Source organism: Telluria sp. ZB4P37, from assembly GCF_059685855.1.
Genome location: NZ_JCASID010000003.1, coordinates 121359 through 143967 on the forward strand (window position 1 = coordinate 121359; position 22609 = coordinate 143967).

Here is a 22609-nt window from a genome sequence, read left to right on the forward strand (position 1 = left end):
CTGCCGAGGCTATTGGCTGAGCAAAGGCCGGGATCCAATTTCGTACCGCACCCGCTAGCGCCTGCGCTTGCCCTGCGCCTTCTGCCCCCCACCCTTCTGCCTTGCCGCCGTATTCTGCTGCTGCAGCATCGCATCCACCCGTTCCGACGCTTCGCGCGCCAGTTGCTGCGCCAGCTCGATACTCGGGAAGTATTCCGGCTCGCGGTAGCCCAGCCAGGCATAGGCCGAATACAGGCGGCAGGTGTCCTCGACCTCCTGCAAATTCATGTAGAACAGCTCCTGCGTGGGCGGGGTCAGCTTGCAGATGCGCTTCCTGGCCAGCGACAGCGCCCAGTGCTCCCAGGCGCTTTGCAGGGTCGGCACCCTGCTCGAAATCGGCACCAGCGACAGCATGAACTTGTCCGCCACGCTCAGGGGCAGCGTATCCAGCCATTCGGCGCGCTCGTTCTGCTCCTCGGTGATGCGCGGGTAGAAGAAGCCGTCCGGGACGTCGATGTTGTGGACAAAACGCCGCAGCAGCTTGACCAAGGACGTCTCGCCCGTGACTGACGAAATGCGGTGAAGCTGCTCGAGCGAGGGCGCCACCGCGAAGCCGTTGGCCGCCACCGGCGGGATCTTTTCCTTCATTAGCGAGCGCATCACGGCGTGGGTCTCGTCGTCGTAGCCGGCGACAAAACCTTCCTCGTGCACGCCGTAGCGCCCTGCCCGGCCGGCAATCTGCTTGGCCAGCGCCGCCGAGATCTCTTCTTCCTCAACGCCGTTGTATTTGACCGCCGTGGTCATCACGATGCGGGCGATCGGCATGTTCAGGCCCATCGCCAGCGCGTCGGTCCCGACCACGATGTCGGCCTGGCCCTCGCGGAAGCGTTCCGCCTGCGCGCGCCGCACTTCCGGCGACAGATTGCCGTAGACGGTGGCCACCGACAGGCCCTTCTCGGTGATCATGTCGCGCCACATCAGGACGTCGCGCCGCGAGAAGGCGATGACCGCGTCGCCACGCCTCAGGTTGCCCAGTTTGCGCACCGGCCCCGCTTCCATCGCCAGCGGCGCCATGCGTTTCAACACGTGCACCTCCAACGGCACTTCGAGGCGCTCGGCCAGCGCCTCGATGGCGCGCCGTGCTTCCGGTGCGCCGACCAGGAACACGGTGGAAGCGGGCGCGCCGCACACCGCCGCGGTCCAGGCGGCCCCGCGGTCGCGGTCGGCCAGCATCTGGATCTCGTCGATGACGGCCACTTCAACCGGTGTCTTGGTATTCAACATCTCGACCGTGCTGGCGACGTGGGTCGCGCCTTCGGCGATGCGGCGCTCCTCGCCGGTGACCAGGCTGACCTTGATGGGTTTGCCATGCGGGCGCGCGGCTTGCAGGCGCTCGTAGTTTTCCAGCGCCAGCAGGCGCAGGGGCGCCAGATAGACGCCGCTTTCAGCCTTGGCCAGCGCCTCCATCGCCCGGTGGGTCTTGCCAGAATTCGTGGGACCCAGCAGGGCGATGAACTTGCGCTGCATGCGGCTGGCCACGTCGAAGGACTCGGGATACTCGGCCAGGTTGATGCTTTCCTTGGTGCGCGCCGCGTGGCGCTCCTCCTGCTCGCGCTCGACCGCGTGCGCCAGGCGTTGCGTGATGCGCTGGAAGACGTATTCGGCCGGCTCCGAGGTTTCCAGCTCGTCGAGCACGTCGAGGAAGAGCATCGGGTTCCAGCCGAAATCGTCGGCTTCTTCAGCGATGTGGCGTACGAAGTCTTCGGCCTCGGTCTGCAGCTGCTCGAGCGCGTCGGGCGTGGCGCGTTCCTCCAGCACGTCGCGCCTGGCCAGCAGGTCCATCTTGCGCCACTTGCTCGGCTTGGCCAGCACGCCGCGCGAGGGCACCAGGCGGTAGGGGACGCGCAGGCCTTCGTAGCGCACTTCGCCCGAGAAGCGCAGGAACACGCGGCCTTCCATTTTTACAAGCTCGACGCCGCGCTCGGCAAAGTCGAGTTCGCGCTCCAGAAAGTCGTCGTCGTGCTGGGTGTCGTCTGGGTCGGTAGGGGAGTGCGTCATGGTCGCTTGCGTGATGTCTGGTTGCCATCAACTATATCGCAGGCAGCCACCACGCACGGCTCGCCAGCGCACCGAGGCGGGCGATGCGCCCCTCAGGTGCCGCCGGCAGTCGACAGGGGAAAGCCTTCGTCCAGCCAGCCGGCGATCCCGCCGATCATCAGCTTGACCGGCCGCCCCAGCCTGGCGAGCCGCTCGGCGCCGCGGTGCGCGCCATTGCAGTGCGGGCCGGCGCAATAGACGACGAACAGCGTGTCCAGCGGGTAGTCGCGCAGCTTGGCCTCGACAATCTTCCCCTGCGGCAGATTGAGTGCACCGGGCGCATGGCCCCTCGCGTACAGCGCGGGGCTGCGCACGTCGAGCAGCACGAAATCCTGGCGCCCCGTGGTGACTGCATCGTGCACGTCGGCGCAATCGGTCTCGTAGGCGAAGCTCGACGAGAAATGGGCGAGAGCCTGATCGGGAGATGCTGCGGGTACTGTGGAAACTGCTGAAGTCATCGTGAACCTCCTCATAAAAGAGTCTCAGTGTGACGGCCAGGGCCGGGGGCGGCTACCGGCCTGCATGACAGAAACTGGTAACATCGCGCCATGCCGCACCATGTCGCCATCCTCGCCTACGACGGCCTGTGCACCTTCGAATTCGGCTGCGCCGTCGAGCTGTTCGCCCTCGATCGTCCCGAGCTCGGCGTGCCCTGGTATTCGTATGCCGTGTGCGCTGCCGAACCCGGGCTACTACGCGCCACCGGAGGCCTGCGCATCGAGGTGTCGCATGGCCTGGCGGCGCTCGATACTGCGGATACGATCGTCATTCCCGGCTGGCGCGACGTCGCCGAGCCGCCCCCACCGGCCCTCCTCGATGCCCTGCAGCGTGCGTACGCGCGCGGCGCGCGCCTGTGCGCGATCTGCTCGGGCAGCTTCGTGCTCGCGCATGCGGGCCTGCTGGACGGCAAGCGGGCCACCACGCACTGGCGCTACCTGGAGCAGATGGCCGCCGGCTTTCCTGCCGTGCGCGTGGAGCAGGACGTGCTGTATGTGCAGGACGGGCGCATCGTCACCTCGGCCGGTTCGGCGGCGGGCCTGGACATGCTGCTGCACCTGGTGCGTAGCGACTTCGGCCTGGAGCTGGCCGGCCGCGTCGCCCAGCGGCTGGTGATTCCCGCGCACCGCGACGGCGGCCAGGCGCAGCGGGTGGCGCGCCCCCTGCCCTCGGTGGGCGAGAATGGCATCACCCACCTGATGGACTGGGTGCGCGAGAACCTGCGCGTGGACCATACGGTCGAGTCGATGGCCGCCCGTGCGAGGCTTGGCAGGCGGACCTTCCAGCGCCGCTTCAAGGACCGCACGGGCCTGAGCCCGCTGGCCTGGGTGGTGAAGGAAAGGGTCGCGCTGGCGGCGCAGATCCTGGAAACCCGCCCGGCGCTGGCGATCGAGGCCATCGCCGACCTGGCCGGGCTGGGCTCGGCCGAATCGCTGCGGCGCCATTTTCGCAACCAGGGATTGCCGCCGCCGGCCCGCTATCGCCGCCTCGGCGCTCTGCAGCGCGCCACCACGACAACGTAAACGCACACCGGCCGGCGCCGCATGCTGCGGGGCCGGCCGGCGTCAAGGCAGAACGCTGCTTACGCCGCGACGCCCGCGTTATGCGCCTGCTGGTCCGCGTGATAGGACGAACGCACCATCGCGCCCACGGCGGCGTGCACGAAGCCCATCTCGTAGGCGGCTTCCTCGAACTTCTTGAACTGGTCGGGGTGCACGTAGCGGCGCACCGGCAGGTGCGAGTTCGACGGCGCCAGGTACTGGCCGATGGTCAGCATCTCGACGTTGTGCTCGCGCATGTCGCGCATGACCTGCAGGATCTCTTCGTCGGTCTCGCCGAGGCCGACCATGATGCCGGACTTGGTCACCGCGTGCGGGTACAGCGCCTTGAAGTCGCGCAGCAGCTCGAGCGAGTGCTTGTAGTCGGCGCCGGGACGGGCTTCCTTGTACAGGCGCGGCACGGTTTCCAGGTTGTGGTTCATGACGTCCGGCAGGCCGTCGGCGAAGATCGCCAGCGCCTTGGCCAGGCGGCCGCGGAAGTCCGGCACCAACACTTCGATCTTGGTGGCCGGGCTCTGGGCGCGGGTCTTCTGGATGCACTCGACGAAGTGGCCGGCGCCGCCGTCGCGCAGGTCGTCGCGGTCCACCGAGGTGATCACGACATACGACAGGCGCAGGTCGGCGATGGTCTTGGCCAGGTTGCCCGGCTCGTTGACGTCGAGCGGGTCCGGGCGGCCGTGGCCGACGTCGCAGAACGGGCAGCGGCGGGTGCACTTGTCGCCCATGATCATGAAGGTCGCGGTGCCCTTGCCGAAGCATTCGCCGATGTTCGGGCAGCTGGCTTCCTCGCACACCGTCACCAGGTTGTTGGCGCGCAGGATGTCCTTGATCTCGTAGAAGCGCGACGATGCGGTCGCGGCCTTCACGCGGATCCAGTCCGGCTTCTTCAGGCGCTCGGCGTCGGCGATCGGCACGATCTTGATCGGGATGCGCGAAGTCTTGTTGGCGCCTTTTTGCTTGTCGGTGGCGTTGTAGACTGGGACAGCTGCAGTGCCGGTATCGGTTTCGGTGGTCATTTGGCTCATACCCTGGCGGGCTTCCATTCAGAGGTTGTTCGTTGCTGGTTCGACCGCTTCGGTCGTAGCCAGTTGGCGCACCAACTCGCGCGCCAGCGCCTGCTGGACATCCTCCAGCGGGGCTTCCACACCCATCGTGCGCATGTCGACCGTGGCCAGGCCCGAGTAACCGCACGGGTTGATCCACGTGAACGGGGCCAGGTCCATCGCCACGTTCAGCGAAACCCCATGGTAGGTGCAGCCGTTGCCGCGTACCTTGAGGCCGAGGGCGGCGATCTTCGCACCCTTGCGCGGGCCGCTTGCCATGTAGATGCCGGGCGCCCCGGCAACACGTTCGCCCACGAGATTATACGCCGCCAGCACGTCGATCACCGCCTGTTCGATTTTCTCCACAAACTGGCGCGCATACAGCTTGCCGCCCGGTTTGTTGCGGCGCAGGTCCATCAGGAGGTAGATCACGACCTGGCCGGGACCGTGGTAGGTCACTTCGCCGCCGCGGTCGGTCTGGATCACCGGCACGCCATGCGGCGCCAAGACGTGAGCGCGGTCGGCGCCCAGGCCCAGGGTGAACACGGGCGGGTGCTCGACGATCCACAATTCGTCCTGCGACTCGGGCGTGCGCGCGTCGGTAAAGGCACGCATCGCGGCGAAGGTCGGTTCGTAGTCGGCGCGGCCGAGCGCGCGGATGAGCGGCGTGGCAGGACGGGTCGGGAGCATGGGTATCAAGCGGGAATATGGACAGCCCTGTCATTATAAGCCAGCGCGATAGCCTGCGCCCGCCAAGGCCCTCCCGCTGTGGCTTTACAGTACCATCTTGACCATGGGGTGGGTCGACAGGGCGCGGTAGATGTCGTCCAGCATTTCGCGGCTGGTGACCCAGACGTTGACGGTCAACCCAGTGTAGTTGCCTTTGGAAGAAGGGCGGGTCTCCACTTTGCCGGCATGGAAGGTCGGGTCGAAACCGGTCACGATCTCGATGATCGTCGGTGCAAAATCGATGTGCGTCGGCCCCATCACCTTGATCGGGAAGTCGCTCGGGTATTCAATGAGGGAATCTTTCGGGTCGATGAGGGAATCTTTCGGGTCCATGGCTTTTCGTCCTGTGCAAAGCAGCATTGTAGCTGCTTCGATATGGTGCTGCACTGCCGGAAAAAAAGAGGCCGGCAAGTAGCCGGCCTGAACTATTTCCGTATACCTGGGAGAAATAGCGGGACATTCGGGCCGCTCGGAGCAGCGCTGCTGCCTCGAGCGAGTGATGCCACTTTATCCAGGCGGCGCCCACGCCGCGAGCGGAATGTGACGAACTGCGTTTTGCCGCGACGGGCGGCGCAAAGCATGGAATGGACAGCATCCGCACGTAAAAAAAGGGCCGGATGATCCATCCGGCCCTGCCTGTCAGCGTTCCTGCTCGCGCACGCCGCGCGCTTCGCGCGCCCGTCCTTCCCGCTGGCGGCTTGGCGGCGGACCGGATTGTTCGGGCGCCGGTGCCGCCATGGCACGTGGCGGAGGCGGAGGCGGGGGCGGCGCCATCACCTGCGGTGGCGGTGGGGCCATGACCTGGGCCTGGGGCGGCGGTGCCTGCATCTGCGGCTGCATCTGCGGCTGCGGCATGGCCTGCGGACGCTCGCGGCGGGCCTCGAAGCGCTCGCCGCGGTCGGCACGGTCGAACCCGCTGCGATCGTCGTCGCGTTCGCCACGGCGCCAGCCTTGCGGACGGGAAGGCTGGACCACCACCGCTGCCGGCGCTGGTGCGGTCGTGATCACGCCCTGCTGGAAGGGCGCCTGTGCCGGAGCTGCCTGCGGAGCAGGCGCTGCCGCCACCGGTGCCCGCGGCACCGGATTGGTCGTCAGCACCTGCTGGCGCTGGCCGCGGTTGAAGCGGTCGTCGTCGCGGCCGCGGCCATCGCGGTCGAGGCGGTTCGGGATGCCGTCGCCATCCCGGTCGCGGTCAACGCGGTTGCGGAGTCCGTCGCCATCGCGGTCGCGGTCGGCCCGGTTGGGGATGCCGTCGCCATCCCGGTCGCGGTCGATGCGGTCGGGAATGCCGTCGCGATCAAGATCGCGACGCGCGCCCGGGCCGCGCCATCCCTGCGGAGGCGGTGGCGCCGCGCCCGGTGCGCCTGGTATGGCCAGCTGTGGCGTGGCGCGCGGCACATTCGACACCACGACCTGCCCGCGCCCGCCGAAGTTTGCATGCGGGACCACGGTCAGGCCGCGCTGGCGATAATCGGGCTTTCCATCGCCGTCGCGGTCGCGGCGGTGGTCGTCGCGGCGGTGGTCGTCGCGGCGGCCGCCATCGCGGTCACGCCAGCTGTTCATCCGGCGCAGGCGCTCGTCCGACAGCCGGTATCCCGGCACGAAATGGTCGCGCGGACCGAGCGGATACCAGCCGGTCGCCGGACGCGAGCCATGCAGATTGAAATTCACGTTCCAGCCGCTGCCGCCGACCCAGCCGACCAGCGCCGGCGCCCAGATCGGGCGGCGCTCGCGGTGGCCCGGCGCCCAGGCCCAGCGGTTGCGCACGTGCACCCAGCGGCCGTAGTGCGAAGGCGCATAGCCCCAGGGCGCGTTGTCGACCCAGGTCCAGCCCCAGGGGGCGATCCAGGTCCAGCGGCCGTCGCGGTAGGGCACCCAGCTTGACGCCACCTGCGGGATCCAGAGGGCGCCGTATTCGGCATCGTCCTGCCAGATGCCGTGGCGGTCCAGCTCTTCGTAGCCGGTCATCTCGGTGGTGACGTAGCGGCTTGAGCGCGCGCCGTCGTCGAGGCGGTCGCGCGCCAGCGACCAGTCATCGAAAGCGTCGCGCCGGGCCTGCAGGGTGCGCACGTCGTCGTCGCGCAGCTCGGCGCTGCGGCCGGCGCGGACGGTCAGGCTGGCGCCGCCGCCATCGACCTGGGCTTCGCCGTCGAACACGCTCACCACGCTGGTGTCGCGCACGCGCTCGGCGTCCACCCGAAGGCGGCCCGGCTGGAGCATGCGCACGCGCCCCTGCGGCGTGAGCAGCTCGAATTCGCGCAGCACGTCTTCGCTCAGGATGCGGATGCTGGCGCTGCCGTAATGCAGACGCAGGCGTACGCTGTCGTCGTCGAGCTCGGTGACTTCGAGCGAGCTGTCGCCGTCGACCCGGATCGCGGTCGAGCCGATGCGCAGCTCGGTGCGGCCGTTGGGCGCGGTGGTGATCAGGTTGCGGGTGGTGACCGGCCAGTTGACCAGTGCCTCGGTGGCGGTGTCGCCCACGTCGGTGCTGATGCTGACCTTGCCCTGGGCGAGCGAGACGCGGCCGACGCGGCCCGGCGGCTCGGTATCGAGCGTGCCTTGCGCCAGCGCGGCAGTGGATAGCGCCGTGAGCGCGAGCATCACGGCAGTCTTGGCGAATCGGTTATTCATGGTGTGCTCCGGCTGGAGGTCTGCAAAGGGCGTGGACGAAGTGCGGCTACCTGATTACAACGCACAGGGACGCACGAAGACTACGGTACTTACAGAAAGTTGCAACTGCTGTGTAAGGGATACAAGGCGGGATACAGGGATCCAACACGCGCTCTCAGGCGGCGCGGCGCCCCGGCTCGACCAGGAATAGCAGCGAACCCATGAGCACCAGTACGGCCCCGAAGATGCGGTTCTGGATCTTCACGGCGCGCACGTCGCGGAAGAAGCGCTGCATCGACGAGGCCAGCGCGGCGTAGCCGTGCATGACGATCGAGTCGATGGTCACCATGGTCACGCCCAGGATCGCCAGCTGCGGCAGCAGCGGCGCCTCCTTGGAGATGAACTGCGGCAGCACCGCCACCATGAAGATGATGCCCTTCGGGTTGGTGGAATTGGTCAGGAAGCCGGTCATCACGCGCTTGCCGAAGCTCGGGTGCGCGGCCAGGCCAGCAGTGTTCACCGAGGTCGCTTCGGCCTTGGCACGCCAGGACTGGATGCCGAGCCACATCAGGTAGAGCGCGCCGATGGTCTTGACGATGGTGAAGGCCAGGCTCGATGCCAGCAGCAGCGAACCGACGCCGGCGCCGGCAATGACCAGCACCAGGATCAGGCCGAACTGCAGGCCGAGCACGGTGGCGCTGGCTTTCTTCAAGCCGTAGGCAAGCCCGTGCGACATCGACAGCACGGCGCCGGAGCCGGGCGAAATGGCGATCAGGGTACCGGCGATGACAAAGGCGATCCAGGTAGCGAAGCTCATGCTGCGGGCGGGGAGAATGGGAGAGGAGGGCGAAACGAAAAGGGGCCGGCGCGCGTGTCCGGGGGTACCGGTGCGCAGCGCGAGCCCTGGGACCTGCCTTACTTTTTCTTTGGATTGACAGCGGCTTTCAGGGTAGCGCCGGCAGCGAAGCGTGGGGACTTCGATGCAGCGATCTTGATGACATCGCCGGTTGCCGGGTTGCGGCCCTTGCGCGCAGCGCGCTTGGTGACCGAAAACGTGCCGAAGCCGGTGATACCGACGGTGTCACCTTTCTTCAGGCGCTCGGTGATGATCTCGATGATCGTGTTCACGGCGCTATTGGCGGCAGCGCCGGACATCTCGGTGCGCTTCGCGAATTCCGCGATCAGTTCGCCTTTTTTCATAAGTCTCTCCGGGGTTAAAAGAGCGGGAAGATTAGCATAAATATTGCTATGTGTAATCTCGCTCGCCGGAGGCGAATCCAGCCCGGGTCTTAAGCGAGCCCCGTTTCACCGGCCGGTGCGGCCAGGCGGTGGCGCAAGGCGGCGTTGATCAGGGTCTGGTAGCCGGTGCCGCAGCGCTCGGACAGGTTGCGGAATTCGTTCAGGACTTCGTCGTCGAGGTAGATCGTGATACGGGTCTTGCGCTTCGGCGGGCGGGCACGGCGCGCTGGTGCTGCAACGTGGGCTGCCTGCAGGGTCGGTTCGGTATTCATGGCGTCTCCTTCGGTGGGCGAGGCTGCTGTACCGCAGCCAACAGTGTGCAATATACGTACGCACCCGCGCCGGCGCCCGCCAAAAGCGACGAGATGCAGATTTACGCTCCTGGAATGCAAAAAACCGCGCTGAACCGTGTGACTGGGAATCCTGCGTCCGGTAAGATGATGCAAACTTGACACAATTGGAGCAATCGATGGCTGGCAGTCTGCTGTTATTACTGGACGATATCGCAAGCGTCCTCGACGACGTAGCGGTGATGAGCAAGGTGGCGGCGAAGAAGACCGCCGGCGTGCTGGGCGACGACCTGGCCCTGAACGCCCAGCAGGTGACGGGCGTGCATGCCGAACGCGAGATTCCGGTCGTGTGGGAGGTGGCCAAGGGCTCGTTCAAGAACAAGGCGATTCTGGTGCCGGCGGCGCTGGCCATTTCGGCCTTCGTCCCCTGGCTGATCACCCCGCTCCTGGTGATCGGCGGCGCTTTCCTGTGCTTCGAGGGCGCCGAAAAGCTCGCCCACAAATTCCTGCACAAGGAGGAAGACGCCCAGCACAAGGCTGAACTGTCGGCCGCGCTGGCCAATCCGACGGTCGACATGGTCGCGCTGGAGAAGGACAAGATCAAGGGCGCTGTGCGCACCGACTTCATCCTGTCTGCAGAAATCATCGTGATCGCCCTGGGCACCGTGGAAAACGCCCCATTCAGCCAGCAGGTCATGGTGCTGGTCACCATTGCACTGGCGATGACGATCGGCGTGTACGGCCTGGTGGCGGCTATCGTCAAGATGGACGATGCCGGCCTGCACCTGAGCGAAAAGACCGGCAGCCTGGCGCGCAACACCGGCAAGCTGCTGCTGGCCACGGCCCCGCGCCTGATGAAATTCCTGTCGGTGGTGGGCACCGCGGCCATGTTCATGGTCGGCGGCGGCATCATTGCCCACGCCTGGGCGCCGCTGCATCACTTCTCGGAAAACGCAGCCCATACGACCGCGGGCGTGCCAGCCATCGGCGGCGTGCTGGCCGCGATCACCCCGACCGTGGTCGATGCGATTGCCGGCGTCGTCGTCGGCGCCCTGGTGCTGCTGGTGGTCACGCTGGTGCAGCGCATGCGCGGCAAGAAGGCCGTCGCGCACTGAGCTGCGTCTTTCCGGCATAAAAAAACGCGCCCTCCGAAGCATCGGACGGCGCGTTCTTTCTTTCTGCTCTAGACTGATCGCGGCGGTTCGTCCTTGCGGGTGAGCGCGGTGCCGGCAGCCAGTCCGAGCGCCAGGGCGGCATACACGATCGCCAGGCCCGGGGTGGAAATGTGCTTCTCATAGCCGGGCTGGAGGCGCTTGGGCGTGAGCTTGTAGTCGGCAAAGGCGGCAAAGGCCGAGGTTGCGGCCGAGGCGGTGAGGATGCCCACCGGCGTTTTGCGATCAAGATATTTACCCGCCACTTTTTCGAACATGATCGACCAGAAGGTGGCGCTGGCATGGTGGATCAGGTAGCCCGGCACAGTGTAGCGCAGCGAGGCCCCGCTGTGGCGCGCAGCCTTGTCGCCATGCACGTAATGGCTGACCGCATTGGTCGGCGCGAAAGCGCTGCCGGTTTCCTTCTTGCCGACAATGGCCAGCGCGACGGTCGAGAGAATGCTGGAGGCGGCGCCGGAGACGAGGCCGCGCTGTAATGTCGTGGTCCAGTTTTGCATGAAGTCCCCTTGTTGATTGGTGAAAGGAAGCATGGATGCGGGTCTTGCTGACGGGCGCCAATGGCTTCATTGGACAGCACCTGCTGCGGGCGCTGCTGGCCGGAGGTCACCGCATCATTTGCGCAGGGCGCAGCGCTCCAAAGGGTAGCGATCCGCGCCTGGCAAGCATCCATGCCGACTTCACCTACGATACCGAACAATCGATGTGGCTGGCGCGCCTTTCCGGCAGCCGGTGTGACCGAACCCCAACCCATTTTTCAAGGAGAACCTCATGCGGGCTTACCAGATTGTTCCCGGCGCAAACATCGACGGGCTGCAGTGTGTGGATTACCCGGACCGCGACCTGGCACTGGGCGAGGTGCGGATCCGCGTGCATGCGGTGTCGCTGAACTACCGCGACCTGATGGTCGCCAGCGGTAACTACCTGGTGACGGTGGACGACCCGATCATCCCGTGCTCGGACGGCGCCGGCGAAGTGCTAGCGACCGGGCCGGGCGTGACGCGCGTGCAGGTGGGCGACCGGGTCGTCGGCTCGTTCTTCCCGCATTGGGCCGACGGCAGGACGTCGCCCGAGAAAATCCGCCGTTCGCTCGGCGGCGACATCGACGGCATGCTGGCCGAAGAAGTCGTGCTGCACGAGGACGCGCTGGCCAAGATCCCGGCCAGCCTGAGCTTCGTGGAGGCGTCCACCATGCCCTGCGCCGGCGTTACCGCCTGGAATGCGATTTTCGTATCGAGTAACGAGATCAAGCCTGGCGACACCGTGCTGCTGCTGGGGACTGGCGGCGTCTCGGTACTGGGCATGCAGCTGGCCAAGGCGGCCGGCCTGCGCACCATCATCACCTCGTCGAGCGATGACAAGCTGCAGCGCGCCAGAGAGCTCGGCGCCCACCACACGATCAACTACCAGGAGATTCCGGAATGGCATGAGGAAGTGCTGGCCCTGACGCAGGGGAAGGGCGCCGACGTGGTGCTGGAAGTGGGCGGCAAGGGCACCGTCAACCGCTCGGTGTCGTCGGCGGCGATGGGCGGGACGGTGGCGATCATCGGCGGCGTGAGCGGCTTCGGCGGCGAAGTGAACCCGGCGTCACTGCTGGCCACGGCCAAGCGCCTGGTCGGTATCTTCGTGGGCAGCCGCAGCATGCTGGACGACGTGATGCGTTTTGCCGACGTGGCCGGCATCAAGCCCGTGATCGACCGCGTCTTCCCCTTCGGCCAGGCGCAGGAGGCCTACCGCTACATGGAGTCGGGCTCGCATTTCGGGAAGGTGGTGATCGACGTGACCGATCGCAGCTGACTAGCGCTTCAGCGGCACCAGCTCGATCTCGAACACCTTCGGCCACAGCTTGCCGGTGACGAACAGGCGCCGGCGCTTGCTGTCCCAGGCGATGCCGTTCAAAACGGCGTCCGGGTCGGCGGTGCCGCGCTGTGCGGGCGGCAGCAGGCCCTCTAAATTGATCACGCCCTTGACCTTGCCGGTAATCGGGTCGATGCGGATGACCAGATCGCTGCCCCAGACGTTGGCAAACAGCTCGCCGTCGACCATTTCGAGCTCGTTGAGCCGCGTGATCGTCTTGCCTTCATGCGTCACCTGGATGCGGCGCAGTTCCTGGAAGTTGTGTGGCGCGAGGATACGGATAGTGGCACTGCCGTCGCTCATGTAGACCTGCTTGCTGTCGCTGGCCAGGCCCCAGCCTTCGCCCGCGTACTTGAAGGTGTTCTTGAGCTTGAAGGTCTTCATGTCGAACACATAGCCGACCTGCGAGGTCCAGGTCAGCGCCACGATGTCGTGGCCGACGGGCGTCGAGCCTTCGCCGAAGACGTCGGCCGGCATGTCCGCCTTCTGCAGCACCTTGCCGCTGCCCAGGTCCACCTTGCGCAGCGACGAGCTGCCGGCGCGGCCCGTGGTCTCGAACAGGTGGCCGTCGCGGAAGAACAGACCCTGCGTGAAGGCCTTCTGGTCGTGCGGATAGGCATTCTTGACGACGAAGCCGTACAGGGGAACGGCCGCCTGGGCGGCGCCGGCGAGCGTGCAGGCGAGGGCGAAAGTGGTGAGTCGTTTCAGCATGAAGTAGGAGGTCGAAAGCCGTCAGGCGAATGTAGCACGATTCAGAACAACGACAGGTTCGGCGACGGCTCCACCACCTTGCGCACCGTCTGCGGCGCCGGCCAGTCCTTCATGCGCTCCGCCGGATACGGCCGCAGGAAGCTGCGCGCCATCTCCACGTCGCGGCAGGCCAGCCAGTCCGCGACTTCCTCCGGCGCGATCACGACCAGCGAGCGCTTTTCGTCGTCCGGCTTGTGCATGCGCGACATGAGCGGGTGGTGGTCGGCATTGATCGTGATCTGGGTGAACGAGGACGACATCGTGCCGTCGGCCTCGCTCCACTCGCGCCACAGGCCCGCAACGAAGAACAGGCTGTCGTCCTGCATCCCGATCGCGTGGCGCTGCGCGCGACCGCTTTCGTAGCAGGGCTCGTAGAACCAGGCCATCGGCACGGCGCACAGCTGCAGCCGGCGCCAGGCTTGTGCGAACGAGCGCCGCTCGCCCAGCGATTCGGCGCGCGCATTCATGGTGTCGAAGGGCTTGACCCCTGGCGGGATGTGCCGGCGCGGCACCATCCCGTAGCTGGCCAGGCAGGGTTCCAGCCGGCCATCGCTGCTGCTGCGGATGATCGGGGCCAGGTAATCTTTCCAGACTTCCTCGGGCCAGCGCCAGTCGGCCGGCAAGTCGCTGAAGGCGCCGAGCGTGCCGAATTGCTCGCGGGTGGGGGTATGGTAGTTGACGCACATGATGTGGCGAGCATAGTGCGGCGGGCGCGCCTTGGCAACCGCCGTCGAGACTAGTAGTAGGCAATCAGCCGCCCGGCAGTGATCACGGCAATCCACAGTGCCAGCGACAGCAGGGCGTGCAGCACGGCCACCGGCGGCGCACCGCCGGACCACAGATCGGAATGACGATAAGGCCCCGCATGGAAGGCGAGGGCGTTGACGCCGGCAACCAGGATCAGGCCGAGCTTGACCAGGAAGACGCGACTGGCCAGCAGCGCCACCGGATCGGCAATGAACAGCAGCAGCCCGGTGGGAACGACCAGCAGCATGCTGCCGGCCGACCACGGCAGCAGGTGGCGCGCCAGCGCCTTGACGGGCAGCTGGCGCCCGAAACCGAGCACGCGCAGGTCGAACATCGCCGCCGCCCCCACCAGCACGGCAAAGCCGAGGATGTGGAGCGTTTCGACGATCGGGTAGAGCCAGGCGTGCTCGCGCAGGGCCAGCGCCAGCGGCAGGGACGCGGCCCAGGTGGCCGCTTCCTGCAGCGCGGTCAGCGCAGCTCCGTGGTCTTGTCCTTGATCGTGATGCGCTCGGCGCGCAATTCGTCCGCCTTGCTGCGGTGTGGATAACCCATCACCGTGGCTTGCGCGCCGACCGCGAGGTTTTCCTTCGGCAGGCCGCGGTTCTCCATGCGCCCGGGCGGGGCCAGCACCACCAACCAGGTCTTGTCGGCCGTCTTGAGGCGAACGTAGCCATGCGGCTGCATGTAGCCGGACTCCGCGATGGTGCCGGCCAGCGAAAGGGGCTTGTCGGCGTTGTACTCGCTCCAGCCGTGGTGGGCGGAAGCCGTGGTGGCCACCAATGCGGCCAGCAGGAACCAGCGTTTCATGGGCACACTCCAGTGATGGAAAGGACAAGCCATTCTACGCCCGGGTGGTGCGAGCCGCCGTCAGTTTTCGGCGACAGGCGCGCGCCGGCTGCCGCATCGGCTAAGCTGGTGCGTTCCTCCACCTCGACCCCGACCGCCATGCCGAACCAGCGTCCCGCCACCCAGGCCGACCTTGCCGCTTTATGGGCCCTGCGCACCCGCGCGGTCCGCGCTTCCTGCGCCTCGCACTATCCGGCGGAGGTGATCGACACCTGGTGCGCCAGCCCGGCGCCGGAGTCGCTCCCAGGCCTGGTGGCCGCGGGCGGCGCACTGGTGGCGGAAGAAGACGGATGCATGCTCGGCTACGCCATCCTCAACCTGGACAGCGGCGAGGTCGATGCGGTCTTCGTCGATCCAAGCCAGCAGGGACGCGGCATCGCCTTGCGGCTGCTGGCGGCGCTCGAAACGATGGCGGGGGCGCGCGGCTTGCAGCGGCTGTTCCTGTCGGCCTCGCTCAACGCCGTGCCCTTCTACAACCGTGCAGGCTTTGTCTCGCTGCGCGAAGAGCTTTACCCGCACCGCAGCGGAATCGGGCTGCGCTCGGTTTTCATGGAAAAGCTGCTTCCATGCGGCCCGCATGGACCGGGGCAGGGCGGCTCGGTAGACTAGGCTGGACACTTCCGGAGAAACGATGCACCGCACCACCTTACTTGCCACGCTGCTGGGCGCCTTCCTGGGCTTGGCGGCTTCCGCGCAGGCCGCCCAGCCTTGCGACGGTATTGCCGCCGACCTTGCGGCCATGACGGGTGCCGACCAGGCGCTGCGCAATCGCCTGGACTTCCTCGATCCGGAGAGTCCTGCGCAGGTGAAGCTGCGCGGGCAGCTGCTGCTCATTGACCGTACCAACACCGAACGCCTGAAGGCATGGGTGGCGCGCTGCGGCTGGCCGACCAAGGCAAGATATGGGGAACAGGCTGCGGGCAGCGCCTGGCTGCTGGCACAGCATGCAGACCACGACACCGCGTTCCAGAAGCAGGCGCTGGTACTGATCGAGCAGGCGGCCGCCGCGAGCGGCGAGGGCGTGAACAGCAATCTCGCCTATCTCGCGGACCGGATCGCGGTGGCGGAGAAACGCCCGCAGCCCTATGGCACGCAGCTGGAATCGACGTCCAGCAATCCATGCGGCCTCGATTTCTCGCCGCTGGACGAGCGCGAGAAAGTCGAAGCGCGCCGCGCGGCGCTCAAGCTGCCGCCGCTGGACGCCTACAAGCAGTTGGTGCTGGACATGCACCACTGCATGGGCGGCGAGGTCAAACGAATGTAAACGTCATTTCCTGCGGCAGGCGCGATTTCGGCAGGCCCGCATTGAAGTCCGCACCCGAGTGATAGCCGAAGCTGGCCAGCACCACGCTGGCCAGGCCCTGTTCGTGCAGGCCGAATTCTTCATCCAGGATCTTCTGGTCGAAGCCTTCCATCGGCGTGGCGTCGATGCCCAGCGATGCAGCGCCCAGCAGCGCGGTGCCCAGCGCCAGGTAGACCTGCTTTTCCAGCCACTGCGGCATGTCGCGGCTGCCGAAGCGGTGCTGGCGCACGTAGCCACGCCGGCCTGCATCCTGTCCTGCGCGGGCGGCATCGTCGCGGAAGCGGCCGTCGCGCCCTTCCTGCGCCAGCAGGCGTTCCAGGTGGGCGTCGTCCATGTCGATGCGCGAGCAGAACACGATCACGTGCGAAGCATCCTGGATCTTGGCGCTGTTGTAGACATAGCCTCCCTGCGCCGCTTTCGCCACGCGCGCCCTGCCTTCCGCCGTATTCGCGACGATGAAGTGCCAAGGCTGCGAATTCACCGACGAAGGGCTGTGGCGCAGCAGACCGTACACCTGCTGCATGAGTTCCTCGGGGACGCGGCGTTCGCTGTCATAGGCTTTGGCGGTGTGGCGCTTGCGGGCTGCGGCGAGAATATCCATCTGGGTAAAGTCCTTGTCTGTTCAGGGTGTTGATTGTGCTGCGTTGATTTCGGCGACCAGGGCGGCAACCAGTTCGCCGGCCGGAATGCTGCGCGCCTGTGCGAAGCCGGTGCCACCCCAGTTGACGGAGTAATCCTGGCTGCCCTTGCTGGATGCCGCGGCGTGCAGCGCCTTGGCGGCGTCGTAGGCGATCGGGTAGTCCGGCAGCGGCGGATGGCCGGGCGCGCCGGCGTCGAGGAACAGGCGGTTGACGATGCCGCGCGCCGGCCGTCCCGAAATGACGGGCGTGAGTTCGGTCTGCAGCCCGGCACCCTGCGCGATCAGCGCGCGGTGGTGCGGCGGCGCAGAGGATTCCGGGCAGGCGATGAAGGCGCTGCCCATCTGGACTGCGCTGGCGCCTTGCTGGAGCGCAGTGCGGATATCTTGCCCGTCCATGATGCCGCCGGCGGCCACCAAGGGCACCGACACCTTGCCGGACAACTGGCGCAGCAAGTCAAGCGTGGACAGCGCCGCGTCTAGCGCGGAAGGATCGAACATGCCGCGGTGCCCGCCCGCTTCGATGCCCTGGGCGACGATGACGTCGATGCCGGCCGCTTCGATCTGCAGCGCTTCCTCGAGCGAGGTCGCGGTGGTGAACAGCACGATGCCGGCCTTCTTCAACGCATCGATGTGCCTTTGCGCCGGCAGGCCGAAATGGAAGCTGACCACGGCCGGGCGCTCGGCCAGCAGCAGCTCGAACATGGCGTCGTCGGCCAGGAAGCTGCGGTAGATCTCAGTCAAGCCCGCCGGCGGTTCGGCGCCGAAGCGGGCGAAATGCGGGCGCAGCCACGCCAGCCAGGCAGCTTCGCGCGCCGGGTCGCTTGTCGCGGGCGCATGGGTGAACACGTTGACGTTGAAGGGCTTGTTCGTTTTTTCGCGCACGGCGGCGATGGCCGCACCTGCCTGCTGCGGCGTGCTGGTGCCCACTGCAATCGAGCCCAGCCCGCCCGCTTCCGAAACGGCCGCTGCCAGTGCCGGGGTCGAGATGCCCGCCATCGGGGCCTGGATGATCGGGTGGTGGATGTTCAGCATCGACAGCAGGTTGGCTCGCATGATCGGCTCCGGCGAAATGAAGGTCGGAACACGAGTATAACGAGAGCTGCGCGCTTACGCTGGGCGCACCAACAGGACGGCCAGCACCAGCATCAGGGTCCCGGTGAAGGCTTCGATGGCGCGCCATACCGCCGGGCGGCCCAGCACCGGAGCGTAGCGCCGGGCGCCGAGGCCCAGACCCGCGAACCACAGCACCGACGCCGTCATCGCACCGGCCGCGAACGAGGGCCTGGCGTCGCCTGCCAGGCTGCTGCCAACCGCGCCGAGCAGCACCACGGTGTCGAGATAGACGTGCGGGTTCAGCAGCGACAAGACCAGCACGGTGGCCAGCGCGCGGCCCAGCGTCTGCGCCCCCTGCCCCGACAGTTCGACCGACGCGCCGCCCTTCAGGCTGCTCTTCCAGCAGCGCCAGCCATACCAGGCCAGGAAGGCCGCGCCGCCGTAGCGCGCCACCGCCAGCAGAACAGGCGAGGCTTCGACGATCGCGCCCAGCCCCGCAATGCCGAGTGCGATCAGGAGCACGTCGACCACGATGCAGGCGAGGACCGTGGCCAGCACGTGCTGCCCGCGCACGGCGGTGCGGATGACGTGGACGTTCTGGGCGCCGATGGCCATGATCAGGCTGGCGCCCAGACCCAGCCCCTGCAGATAAACCTGTTGCGAAAACATGCGGACTCCTTGTGAGAACCGGCATGTTCCATGTCAAGGCGCTTTAATTCAAATATATTCATGATATTTAAAGACGCGTAAGAAAAATTAATCCAATGCAAATCGATCCCCGCCGCAGCGCCGCCTTCATGGCCGCCGTCGATACCGGCAGCCTGGAGCTGGCGGCTGCGCAGTTGGCCATCACGCCATCGGCCGTCTCGCAGCGCATTTCGGCGCTGGAGCAGGATTTCGGCACGCCGCTGCTGGTGCGCAGCCGTCCCTGCCGCCCAACGGGCCCGGGCACGCGCCTGCTGCAATACCTGCGCCGCAGCACCCTGCTGGAATCGGAATTCCTGGCCGAGATGGGCATGGACGAGGGGCCGGTGCGGGTGGCGCTGGCAGTCAACAACGACACCCTGGCCACCTGGCTGCTGCCGGTGCTGGCGCCGATATTGAATGCGGAAGAGCTGCTGGTCGAATTCGTGCTGGATAACCAGGGCCATACCTTTGCCCTGCTCGAACAGGGCCGGGTGGTGGCCTGCATCTCCGGAGAGGCCGCGCCCATGCATGGCTGCACGGTGAGCACCCTGGGCCTGATGCGCTACCGCATGGTGGCCTCCAGCAGCTTTGCGCGCAGCTGGTTCCCGGATGGCTTCAGCCGCGAAGCCGCGCAACGCGCGCCGGTAGTGGTATTCGACCGCAAGGATTCGCTGCAGTCTGCCTTCTTGCTGAAGCACTTCGGGCTGCCGGAAGGCGCCTATCCCTTTCACTATGTGCCGGCGAGCGATCCATACGGCCAGGCGATCCGCCTGGGCATGGGTTACGGCCTGCTGCCGCTGGAGCAGTGCGACGCGATGCTGCTCGACGGGACCATGGTCGACCTGACGCCACAGCTGCACGTGGACGTGCCGCTGTACTGGCACGCCTGGCGCATCCAGCCGCCGCGCCTGGAGCGCATGGGCGCGGCGCTGCTCAAGGCCGCGCACGGCGTGCTGCTGCCGCTTCTGTAAGACGACGAACTAGGGCGAGGAAGACAGGTGCACCAACCGCAGGCGCGCGGGTCGGCGGCGCTCCATCGCGGGCGACCGTTCCACCGGCCAGCACTGCGCCACGCCCCACAGCACCTCCGGGATCAGGAACAGCCACACCAGGGGCAGCCCGCCCTCGGCCAGCGCCCAGATCATCCAGCCCGCGAACAGGAAGCGCCCGACCCCGTCATAGCGCCCCAGTGCAAGGCTGGGCTGGAACAGCCGCATGGCGGACCACAGCATGACCAGGCTGCCCATCAGGCAGGTGATCAGGATGTTCACCAGCGCGAACGGCGCCAGCGGCTCGCCGCCCATCCAGACATTGGTGCTTGATAACTGGGCATGCAGCATGGCGAAGGTCCAGGGGGTGGCGAAGGGCGCGGTCACGACGATGTCGTACAGCGCGCTGGCGCGCGTAATGTGGAAGTAATGTGATAACGACATGGTCGGCATGGCCCGCTCCTGCAGCAAAGATTGCGCATTCTTGATGCTGCCACGCCTGCCTTGAACGCTTCTTGCGATGAACGAAAAAAAGGGCCGGATGCCTGCGCATCCAGCCCGAAGGGAAACGGAGAACGGTTGTCGAAACAATCAGGTGCCGATGCGGCCCCCGTCATTTTTCGTAATCACGATCGTCGCCGAGCGCGGGCGCTTGCCGGCGCCGTAGCCCGCATTCGATGGCCACTGGCTGGTGTATTTGGTCGGGTCACCCACATTCGCGGACGCCGTGCTTTCACCCGGGTGCTGGATGTTCACGAACAGCGCCTTGCCGTCCGGGGTCTCGGCGATGCCGGTGATTTCCGAACTGACCGGGCCGACCAAAAAGCGCTTGAGCGTGTCCGGGGTCGCCGCCAGGCCGACATAGGTGTCCACGCTCAAGCTGGTACCGTTGGCGCGCGGGTAGCTCAGCGAGACCTTCTTGCCGTCGCCGACCTGGCCCGGCACGCCGGCCAGCATCATGCAGTTGGTGACGTCGGTATAGGCGCCGTCGTCGGTCTGGAACCAGCAGATGCCGGTGGCGGCGCTGAAGGCCAGGCCGTCCGGGCTGGAGAAGTCCTGGTCGGCGCTCAAGCCGGACAAGTTGACCGTGGCGGCGGCGGCGGCTTCGGCGCCGAACAGGTAAACGTCCCAGCGGAAGCCGGTGGCAGCCGAGCCGGCGGCGCCTTCCCTGACGCGGATGATGTGGCCGTTCGGGTTGCCCACCTGCGCAGCCGTGCCCTTCATGTCGGTGTAGACGCGCGGGTTGGCGGCATCCGGCGCGCTCTGGCTCGCGCCGCTCGGCTCGACGCGGCGGTTGCTGTTGTTGGTGAGCGTGAAGTAGATCTCGCCGTTGACCGGGTTCACCGCGCACCATTCGGGGCGGTCCATTTTGGTCGCGCCCACAGCGTCGCCCGCCAGCCGGGCATTGACCAGCACGTCGGCCTGGTCGGCGAATGCGTAGCCGGCATAGCCGGCGATCTGGGGATTGGCGATCGACAGCTCGATCCACTGGCCGCTGCCGTCGGCCAGGAATTTGGCGACGTACAGCTTGCCGTTATCGAGGTATTTGTCGCCGGTGGCGATGCGGTCCAGCGGCGCTGCATCGGCAGCCGTCCACAGTGCGTTCGACACATATTTGAAGATGTATTCGTTGCGCGAGTCGTCGCCCATGTACACGGCCAGCGGCTGGCCCACCACCACCTTGCCGAAAGCCGCGCTCTCGTGCGCGTAGCGGCCCAGCGCGGTGCGCTTCTTGATGACGCGGGTCTTGTCATAGGCGTCCATCTCGACGATATAGCCCATGCCGTTCATCTCGTTGCGGTAGTCGTCGCTGCCGTCGAGCGAGGCGCCCTTCCGGCTCAGGTTCCAGCGCGCGTACTTGTCATCCAGGCCGCCCGTCTCCCAGCCGTGGCGCGAAGCGGCGCCGGCGTCGCGGCCGTAGCGCTTGAGCGAGACCACGCTCTTGTCGGCGCGCGCGGCATCGTCCGTGCTCGCGCGGGTGAAATAGCCCGACCAGTTCTCTTCGCCTGACAAATAGGTGTTCCATGGGGTCTTGCCGGTGCCGCAGTTGTTCAGGGTGCCGCGGATCCTGGTGCCGTTGGTCGAATACCTGGTGACCAGCAGTGCATTGCCGCGCACCGGGCCCGAGATCTCGATCTCGGTCTGCTGGTGCACGCGGCGGTTGAAGGGCGAATCCTTCAGGTATTCCCATTTGGCGCCGTTCCTGCGCACTTCGACCACGGACAGGCCGTGCAGCGCCATTTCCTTGTCCACCTCGGCGGCCGGGCGCGGCAGGCTCATGGTGCCCCCGTTCGGGTGCAGGAAGAAGGCGGACAGCTTCTCGTCGATGGTGGCTTCATGGTTGATCGCCAGCAGGCCGCGCTCGTTGGCACTGGTCGAGACCGCGCCGGTGCCGGAGAGCGGGAAGAATTCCATGCCGTCGTGCTGGTCGCCGGCGCGGTTCTCCATGTCGGTGTCGGTGCCATCGTTCTTGAACGCGGCTGTCGAAGCGGTGAGCGGGTCGCCCGTCGCGTACAGGACGCTGGCCGTGTAGCCGGCCGGGACCACCACGGCATCCAGCAGGCTCTTGGACACGGCCGTGAAGCCGAGCAGCTTCTCGGCCGGCGGCGTGACCACGACCGGCGGGGCGCTGGTGGCCGGGGTGCCGTCGTTCGAGCCGCCGCAGCCGCCCAGGCCCAGGGCCCCGAGCATCGCGGTGGCGGCCGAGGCGGCGCCGCCGCGCAGCAGGCTGCGGCGGCTCAGGCGCGCTTCCAGCACGCTGCTGAAATGGTCATTCGACGAGACGTTCGTATCGATGTCGTCGTGGTCGACAGGGATGCGGGCGATGTCTAGCGGCTTGTTCACGGGTGATCCTGTTGTTGTGGAGAAGTCCCTGCATGGTAGGCAGCCTTGATGACTGCCTTGTGACGGCTCGATAACAGTTCCGTGACAAAGCGCGTATCCAGCGCCCTCCGCCCCGCCATCCGGATATACTGCCGAGGACCCTCCCATATCGCGCAGCAGCGGCCCACCAAGGACAGATTGC

Annotated in this window: 26 protein-coding genes; 7 read left to right on the plus strand and 19 right to left on the minus strand. The window is 66.7% G+C overall.

All coding sequences use genetic code 11. The features are described from left to right. Positions 1 to 54 precede the first annotated feature (54 nt). Positions 55 to 2037 carry a helicase-related protein gene (locus tag AC56K1_RS07855; RefSeq protein ID WP_497157286.1) on the minus strand — a complete coding sequence of 661 codons (1983 nt, stop codon included), beginning with the start codon at positions 2035 to 2037 and terminating at the stop codon, positions 55 to 57. Positions 2038 to 2129: 92 nt separating this feature from the next. Continuing rightward, on the minus strand, positions 2130 to 2534 hold the full coding sequence (locus tag AC56K1_RS07860; RefSeq protein WP_497157287.1) for a rhodanese-like domain-containing protein: 405 nt from the start codon (positions 2532 to 2534) through the stop codon (positions 2130 to 2132). 90 nt (positions 2535 to 2624) lie between these two features. Here AC56K1_RS07860 and ftrA point away from each other — a divergent pair, with 90 nt between their 5' ends. After that, on the plus strand, positions 2625 to 3596 hold the full coding sequence (gene ftrA, locus AC56K1_RS07865; protein WP_497157288.1) for a transcriptional regulator FtrA: 972 nt from the start codon (positions 2625 to 2627) through the stop codon (positions 3594 to 3596). A 59-nt stretch (positions 3597 to 3655) separates the two neighbouring features. On the opposite strand, the gene lipA is transcribed toward ftrA, so the two are convergent. The 7 genes from lipA to AC56K1_RS07900 form a co-directional block, all read right to left on the minus strand. Beyond that, positions 3656 to 4648: a lipoyl synthase gene (gene lipA / locus AC56K1_RS07870; RefSeq protein ID WP_497157548.1), complete on the minus strand. Its 993-nt coding sequence runs from the start codon at positions 4646 to 4648 to the stop codon at positions 3656 to 3658. Between the two features lie 27 nt (positions 4649 to 4675). Next, entirely contained in the window at positions 4676 to 5365 is a 690-nt protein-coding gene (gene lipB, locus AC56K1_RS07875; RefSeq protein ID WP_497157289.1) for a lipoyl(octanoyl) transferase LipB, read from the minus strand. A gap of 84 nt (positions 5366 to 5449) precedes the next feature. Further along, positions 5450 to 5737 carry an HP0495 family protein gene (locus AC56K1_RS07880; RefSeq protein WP_497157290.1) on the minus strand — a complete coding sequence of 96 codons (288 nt, stop codon included), beginning with the start codon at positions 5735 to 5737 and terminating at the stop codon, positions 5450 to 5452. Between the two features lie 306 nt (positions 5738 to 6043). Further along, positions 6044 to 8035, minus strand: coding sequence for a DUF6600 domain-containing protein (locus AC56K1_RS07885; RefSeq protein ID WP_497157291.1), 1992 nt, complete (start codon positions 8033 to 8035; stop codon positions 6044 to 6046). Positions 8036 to 8189: 154 nt separating this feature from the next. After that, positions 8190 to 8831: a LysE family transporter gene (locus tag AC56K1_RS07890; RefSeq protein WP_497157292.1), complete on the minus strand. Its 642-nt coding sequence runs from the start codon at positions 8829 to 8831 to the stop codon at positions 8190 to 8192. 98 nt (positions 8832 to 8929) lie between these two features. Then, positions 8930 to 9214 carry an HU family DNA-binding protein gene (locus AC56K1_RS07895; RefSeq protein WP_489874787.1) on the minus strand — a complete coding sequence of 95 codons (285 nt, stop codon included), beginning with the start codon at positions 9212 to 9214 and terminating at the stop codon, positions 8930 to 8932. A gap of 89 nt (positions 9215 to 9303) precedes the next feature. Continuing rightward, the gene (locus tag AC56K1_RS07900; protein WP_497157293.1) at positions 9304 to 9525 is read right to left on the minus strand and encodes a BrnA antitoxin family protein; all 222 of its coding nucleotides are present in this window, start codon (positions 9523 to 9525) and stop codon (positions 9304 to 9306) included. A 197-nt stretch (positions 9526 to 9722) separates the two neighbouring features. Between AC56K1_RS07900 and AC56K1_RS07905 the strand changes: the two genes are divergently transcribed. Further along, the gene (locus AC56K1_RS07905) at positions 9723 to 10658 is read left to right on the plus strand and encodes a DUF808 domain-containing protein (RefSeq protein WP_497157294.1); all 936 of its coding nucleotides are present in this window, start codon (positions 9723 to 9725) and stop codon (positions 10656 to 10658) included. A 68-nt stretch (positions 10659 to 10726) separates the two neighbouring features. Here the strand turns inward: AC56K1_RS07905 and AC56K1_RS07910 are convergent, their stop codons facing one another. Then, complete coding sequence (locus tag AC56K1_RS07910) at positions 10727 to 11212, minus strand: hypothetical protein (RefSeq protein WP_497157295.1); 486 nt, start codon at positions 11210 to 11212, stop codon at positions 10727 to 10729. Positions 11213 to 11247: 35 nt separating this feature from the next. Here AC56K1_RS07910 and AC56K1_RS07915 point away from each other — a divergent pair, with 35 nt between their 5' ends. Continuing rightward, entirely contained in the window at positions 11248 to 11601 is a 354-nt protein-coding gene (locus AC56K1_RS07915) for an NAD-dependent epimerase/dehydratase family protein (protein ID WP_497157296.1), read from the plus strand. Beyond that, positions 11484 to 12509 (plus strand): zinc-dependent alcohol dehydrogenase family protein, encoded by a 1026-nt coding sequence (locus AC56K1_RS07920; RefSeq protein ID WP_497157297.1) that lies wholly within the window; start codon positions 11484 to 11486, stop codon positions 12507 to 12509. Before AC56K1_RS07915 ends, AC56K1_RS07920 begins: the two co-directional genes overlap by 118 nt. Here the strand turns inward: AC56K1_RS07920 and AC56K1_RS07925 are convergent, their stop codons facing one another. From AC56K1_RS07925 to AC56K1_RS07940, 4 genes are all read right to left on the minus strand, one after another. Beyond that, positions 12510 to 13280 carry a glutaminyl-peptide cyclotransferase gene (locus AC56K1_RS07925; protein WP_497157298.1) on the minus strand — a complete coding sequence of 257 codons (771 nt, stop codon included), beginning with the start codon at positions 13278 to 13280 and terminating at the stop codon, positions 12510 to 12512. A 41-nt stretch (positions 13281 to 13321) separates the two neighbouring features. Next, the gene (locus tag AC56K1_RS07930; RefSeq protein WP_497157299.1) at positions 13322 to 14005 is read right to left on the minus strand and encodes an SOS response-associated peptidase; all 684 of its coding nucleotides are present in this window, start codon (positions 14003 to 14005) and stop codon (positions 13322 to 13324) included. A 50-nt stretch (positions 14006 to 14055) separates the two neighbouring features. Beyond that, entirely contained in the window at positions 14056 to 14400 is a 345-nt protein-coding gene (locus tag AC56K1_RS07935) for a DUF6644 family protein (RefSeq protein ID WP_497157300.1), read from the minus strand. A 134-nt stretch (positions 14401 to 14534) separates the two neighbouring features. Then, positions 14535 to 14873: a DUF6152 family protein gene (locus tag AC56K1_RS07940; RefSeq protein ID WP_497157301.1), complete on the minus strand. Its 339-nt coding sequence runs from the start codon at positions 14871 to 14873 to the stop codon at positions 14535 to 14537. A 108-nt stretch (positions 14874 to 14981) separates the two neighbouring features. Here AC56K1_RS07940 and AC56K1_RS07945 point away from each other — a divergent pair, with 108 nt between their 5' ends. Together AC56K1_RS07945 and AC56K1_RS07950 are read left to right on the plus strand one after the other, a co-directional pair. Beyond that, positions 14982 to 15521 (plus strand): GNAT family N-acetyltransferase, encoded by a 540-nt coding sequence (locus AC56K1_RS07945; protein WP_497157302.1) that lies wholly within the window; start codon positions 14982 to 14984, stop codon positions 15519 to 15521. Positions 15522 to 15543: 22 nt separating this feature from the next. Beyond that, on the plus strand, positions 15544 to 16176 hold the full coding sequence (locus tag AC56K1_RS07950) for a DUF6624 domain-containing protein (RefSeq protein ID WP_497157303.1): 633 nt from the start codon (positions 15544 to 15546) through the stop codon (positions 16174 to 16176). Here the strand turns inward: AC56K1_RS07950 and nfsB are convergent. The 3 genes from nfsB to AC56K1_RS07965 are packed head-to-tail and all read right to left on the minus strand — an operon-like array spanning position 16163 to position 18577. Beyond that, the gene (gene nfsB / locus AC56K1_RS07955; RefSeq protein WP_497157304.1) at positions 16163 to 16816 is read right to left on the minus strand and encodes an oxygen-insensitive NAD(P)H nitroreductase; all 654 of its coding nucleotides are present in this window, start codon (positions 16814 to 16816) and stop codon (positions 16163 to 16165) included. The two genes, AC56K1_RS07950 and nfsB, sit on opposite strands and share 14 nt — an antisense overlap. A 21-nt stretch (positions 16817 to 16837) precedes the next feature. Further along, on the minus strand, positions 16838 to 17908 hold the full coding sequence (locus AC56K1_RS07960; RefSeq protein ID WP_497157305.1) for an NAD(P)H-dependent flavin oxidoreductase: 1071 nt from the start codon (positions 17906 to 17908) through the stop codon (positions 16838 to 16840). A 54-nt stretch (positions 17909 to 17962) separates the two neighbouring features. Further along, entirely contained in the window at positions 17963 to 18577 is a 615-nt protein-coding gene (locus AC56K1_RS07965; protein WP_497157306.1) for a LysE/ArgO family amino acid transporter, read from the minus strand. 95 nt (positions 18578 to 18672) lie between these two features. Here AC56K1_RS07965 and AC56K1_RS07970 point away from each other — a divergent pair, with 95 nt between their 5' ends. Then, complete coding sequence (locus AC56K1_RS07970; protein WP_497157307.1) at positions 18673 to 19566, plus strand: LysR family transcriptional regulator ArgP; 894 nt, start codon at positions 18673 to 18675, stop codon at positions 19564 to 19566. Between the two features lie 9 nt (positions 19567 to 19575). Here AC56K1_RS07970 and AC56K1_RS07975 read toward each other — a convergent pair whose 3' ends face one another. Together AC56K1_RS07975 and AC56K1_RS07980 are read right to left on the minus strand one after the other, a co-directional pair. Continuing rightward, positions 19576 to 20037, minus strand: a complete 462-nt coding sequence (locus AC56K1_RS07975; RefSeq protein ID WP_497157308.1) for a hypothetical protein — start codon at positions 20035 to 20037, stop codon at positions 19576 to 19578. A 138-nt stretch (positions 20038 to 20175) separates the two neighbouring features. Continuing rightward, positions 20176 to 22428: a PhoX family protein gene (locus AC56K1_RS07980; protein WP_497157309.1), complete on the minus strand. Its 2253-nt coding sequence runs from the start codon at positions 22426 to 22428 to the stop codon at positions 20176 to 20178. Positions 22429 to 22609: the final 181 nt, after the last annotated feature.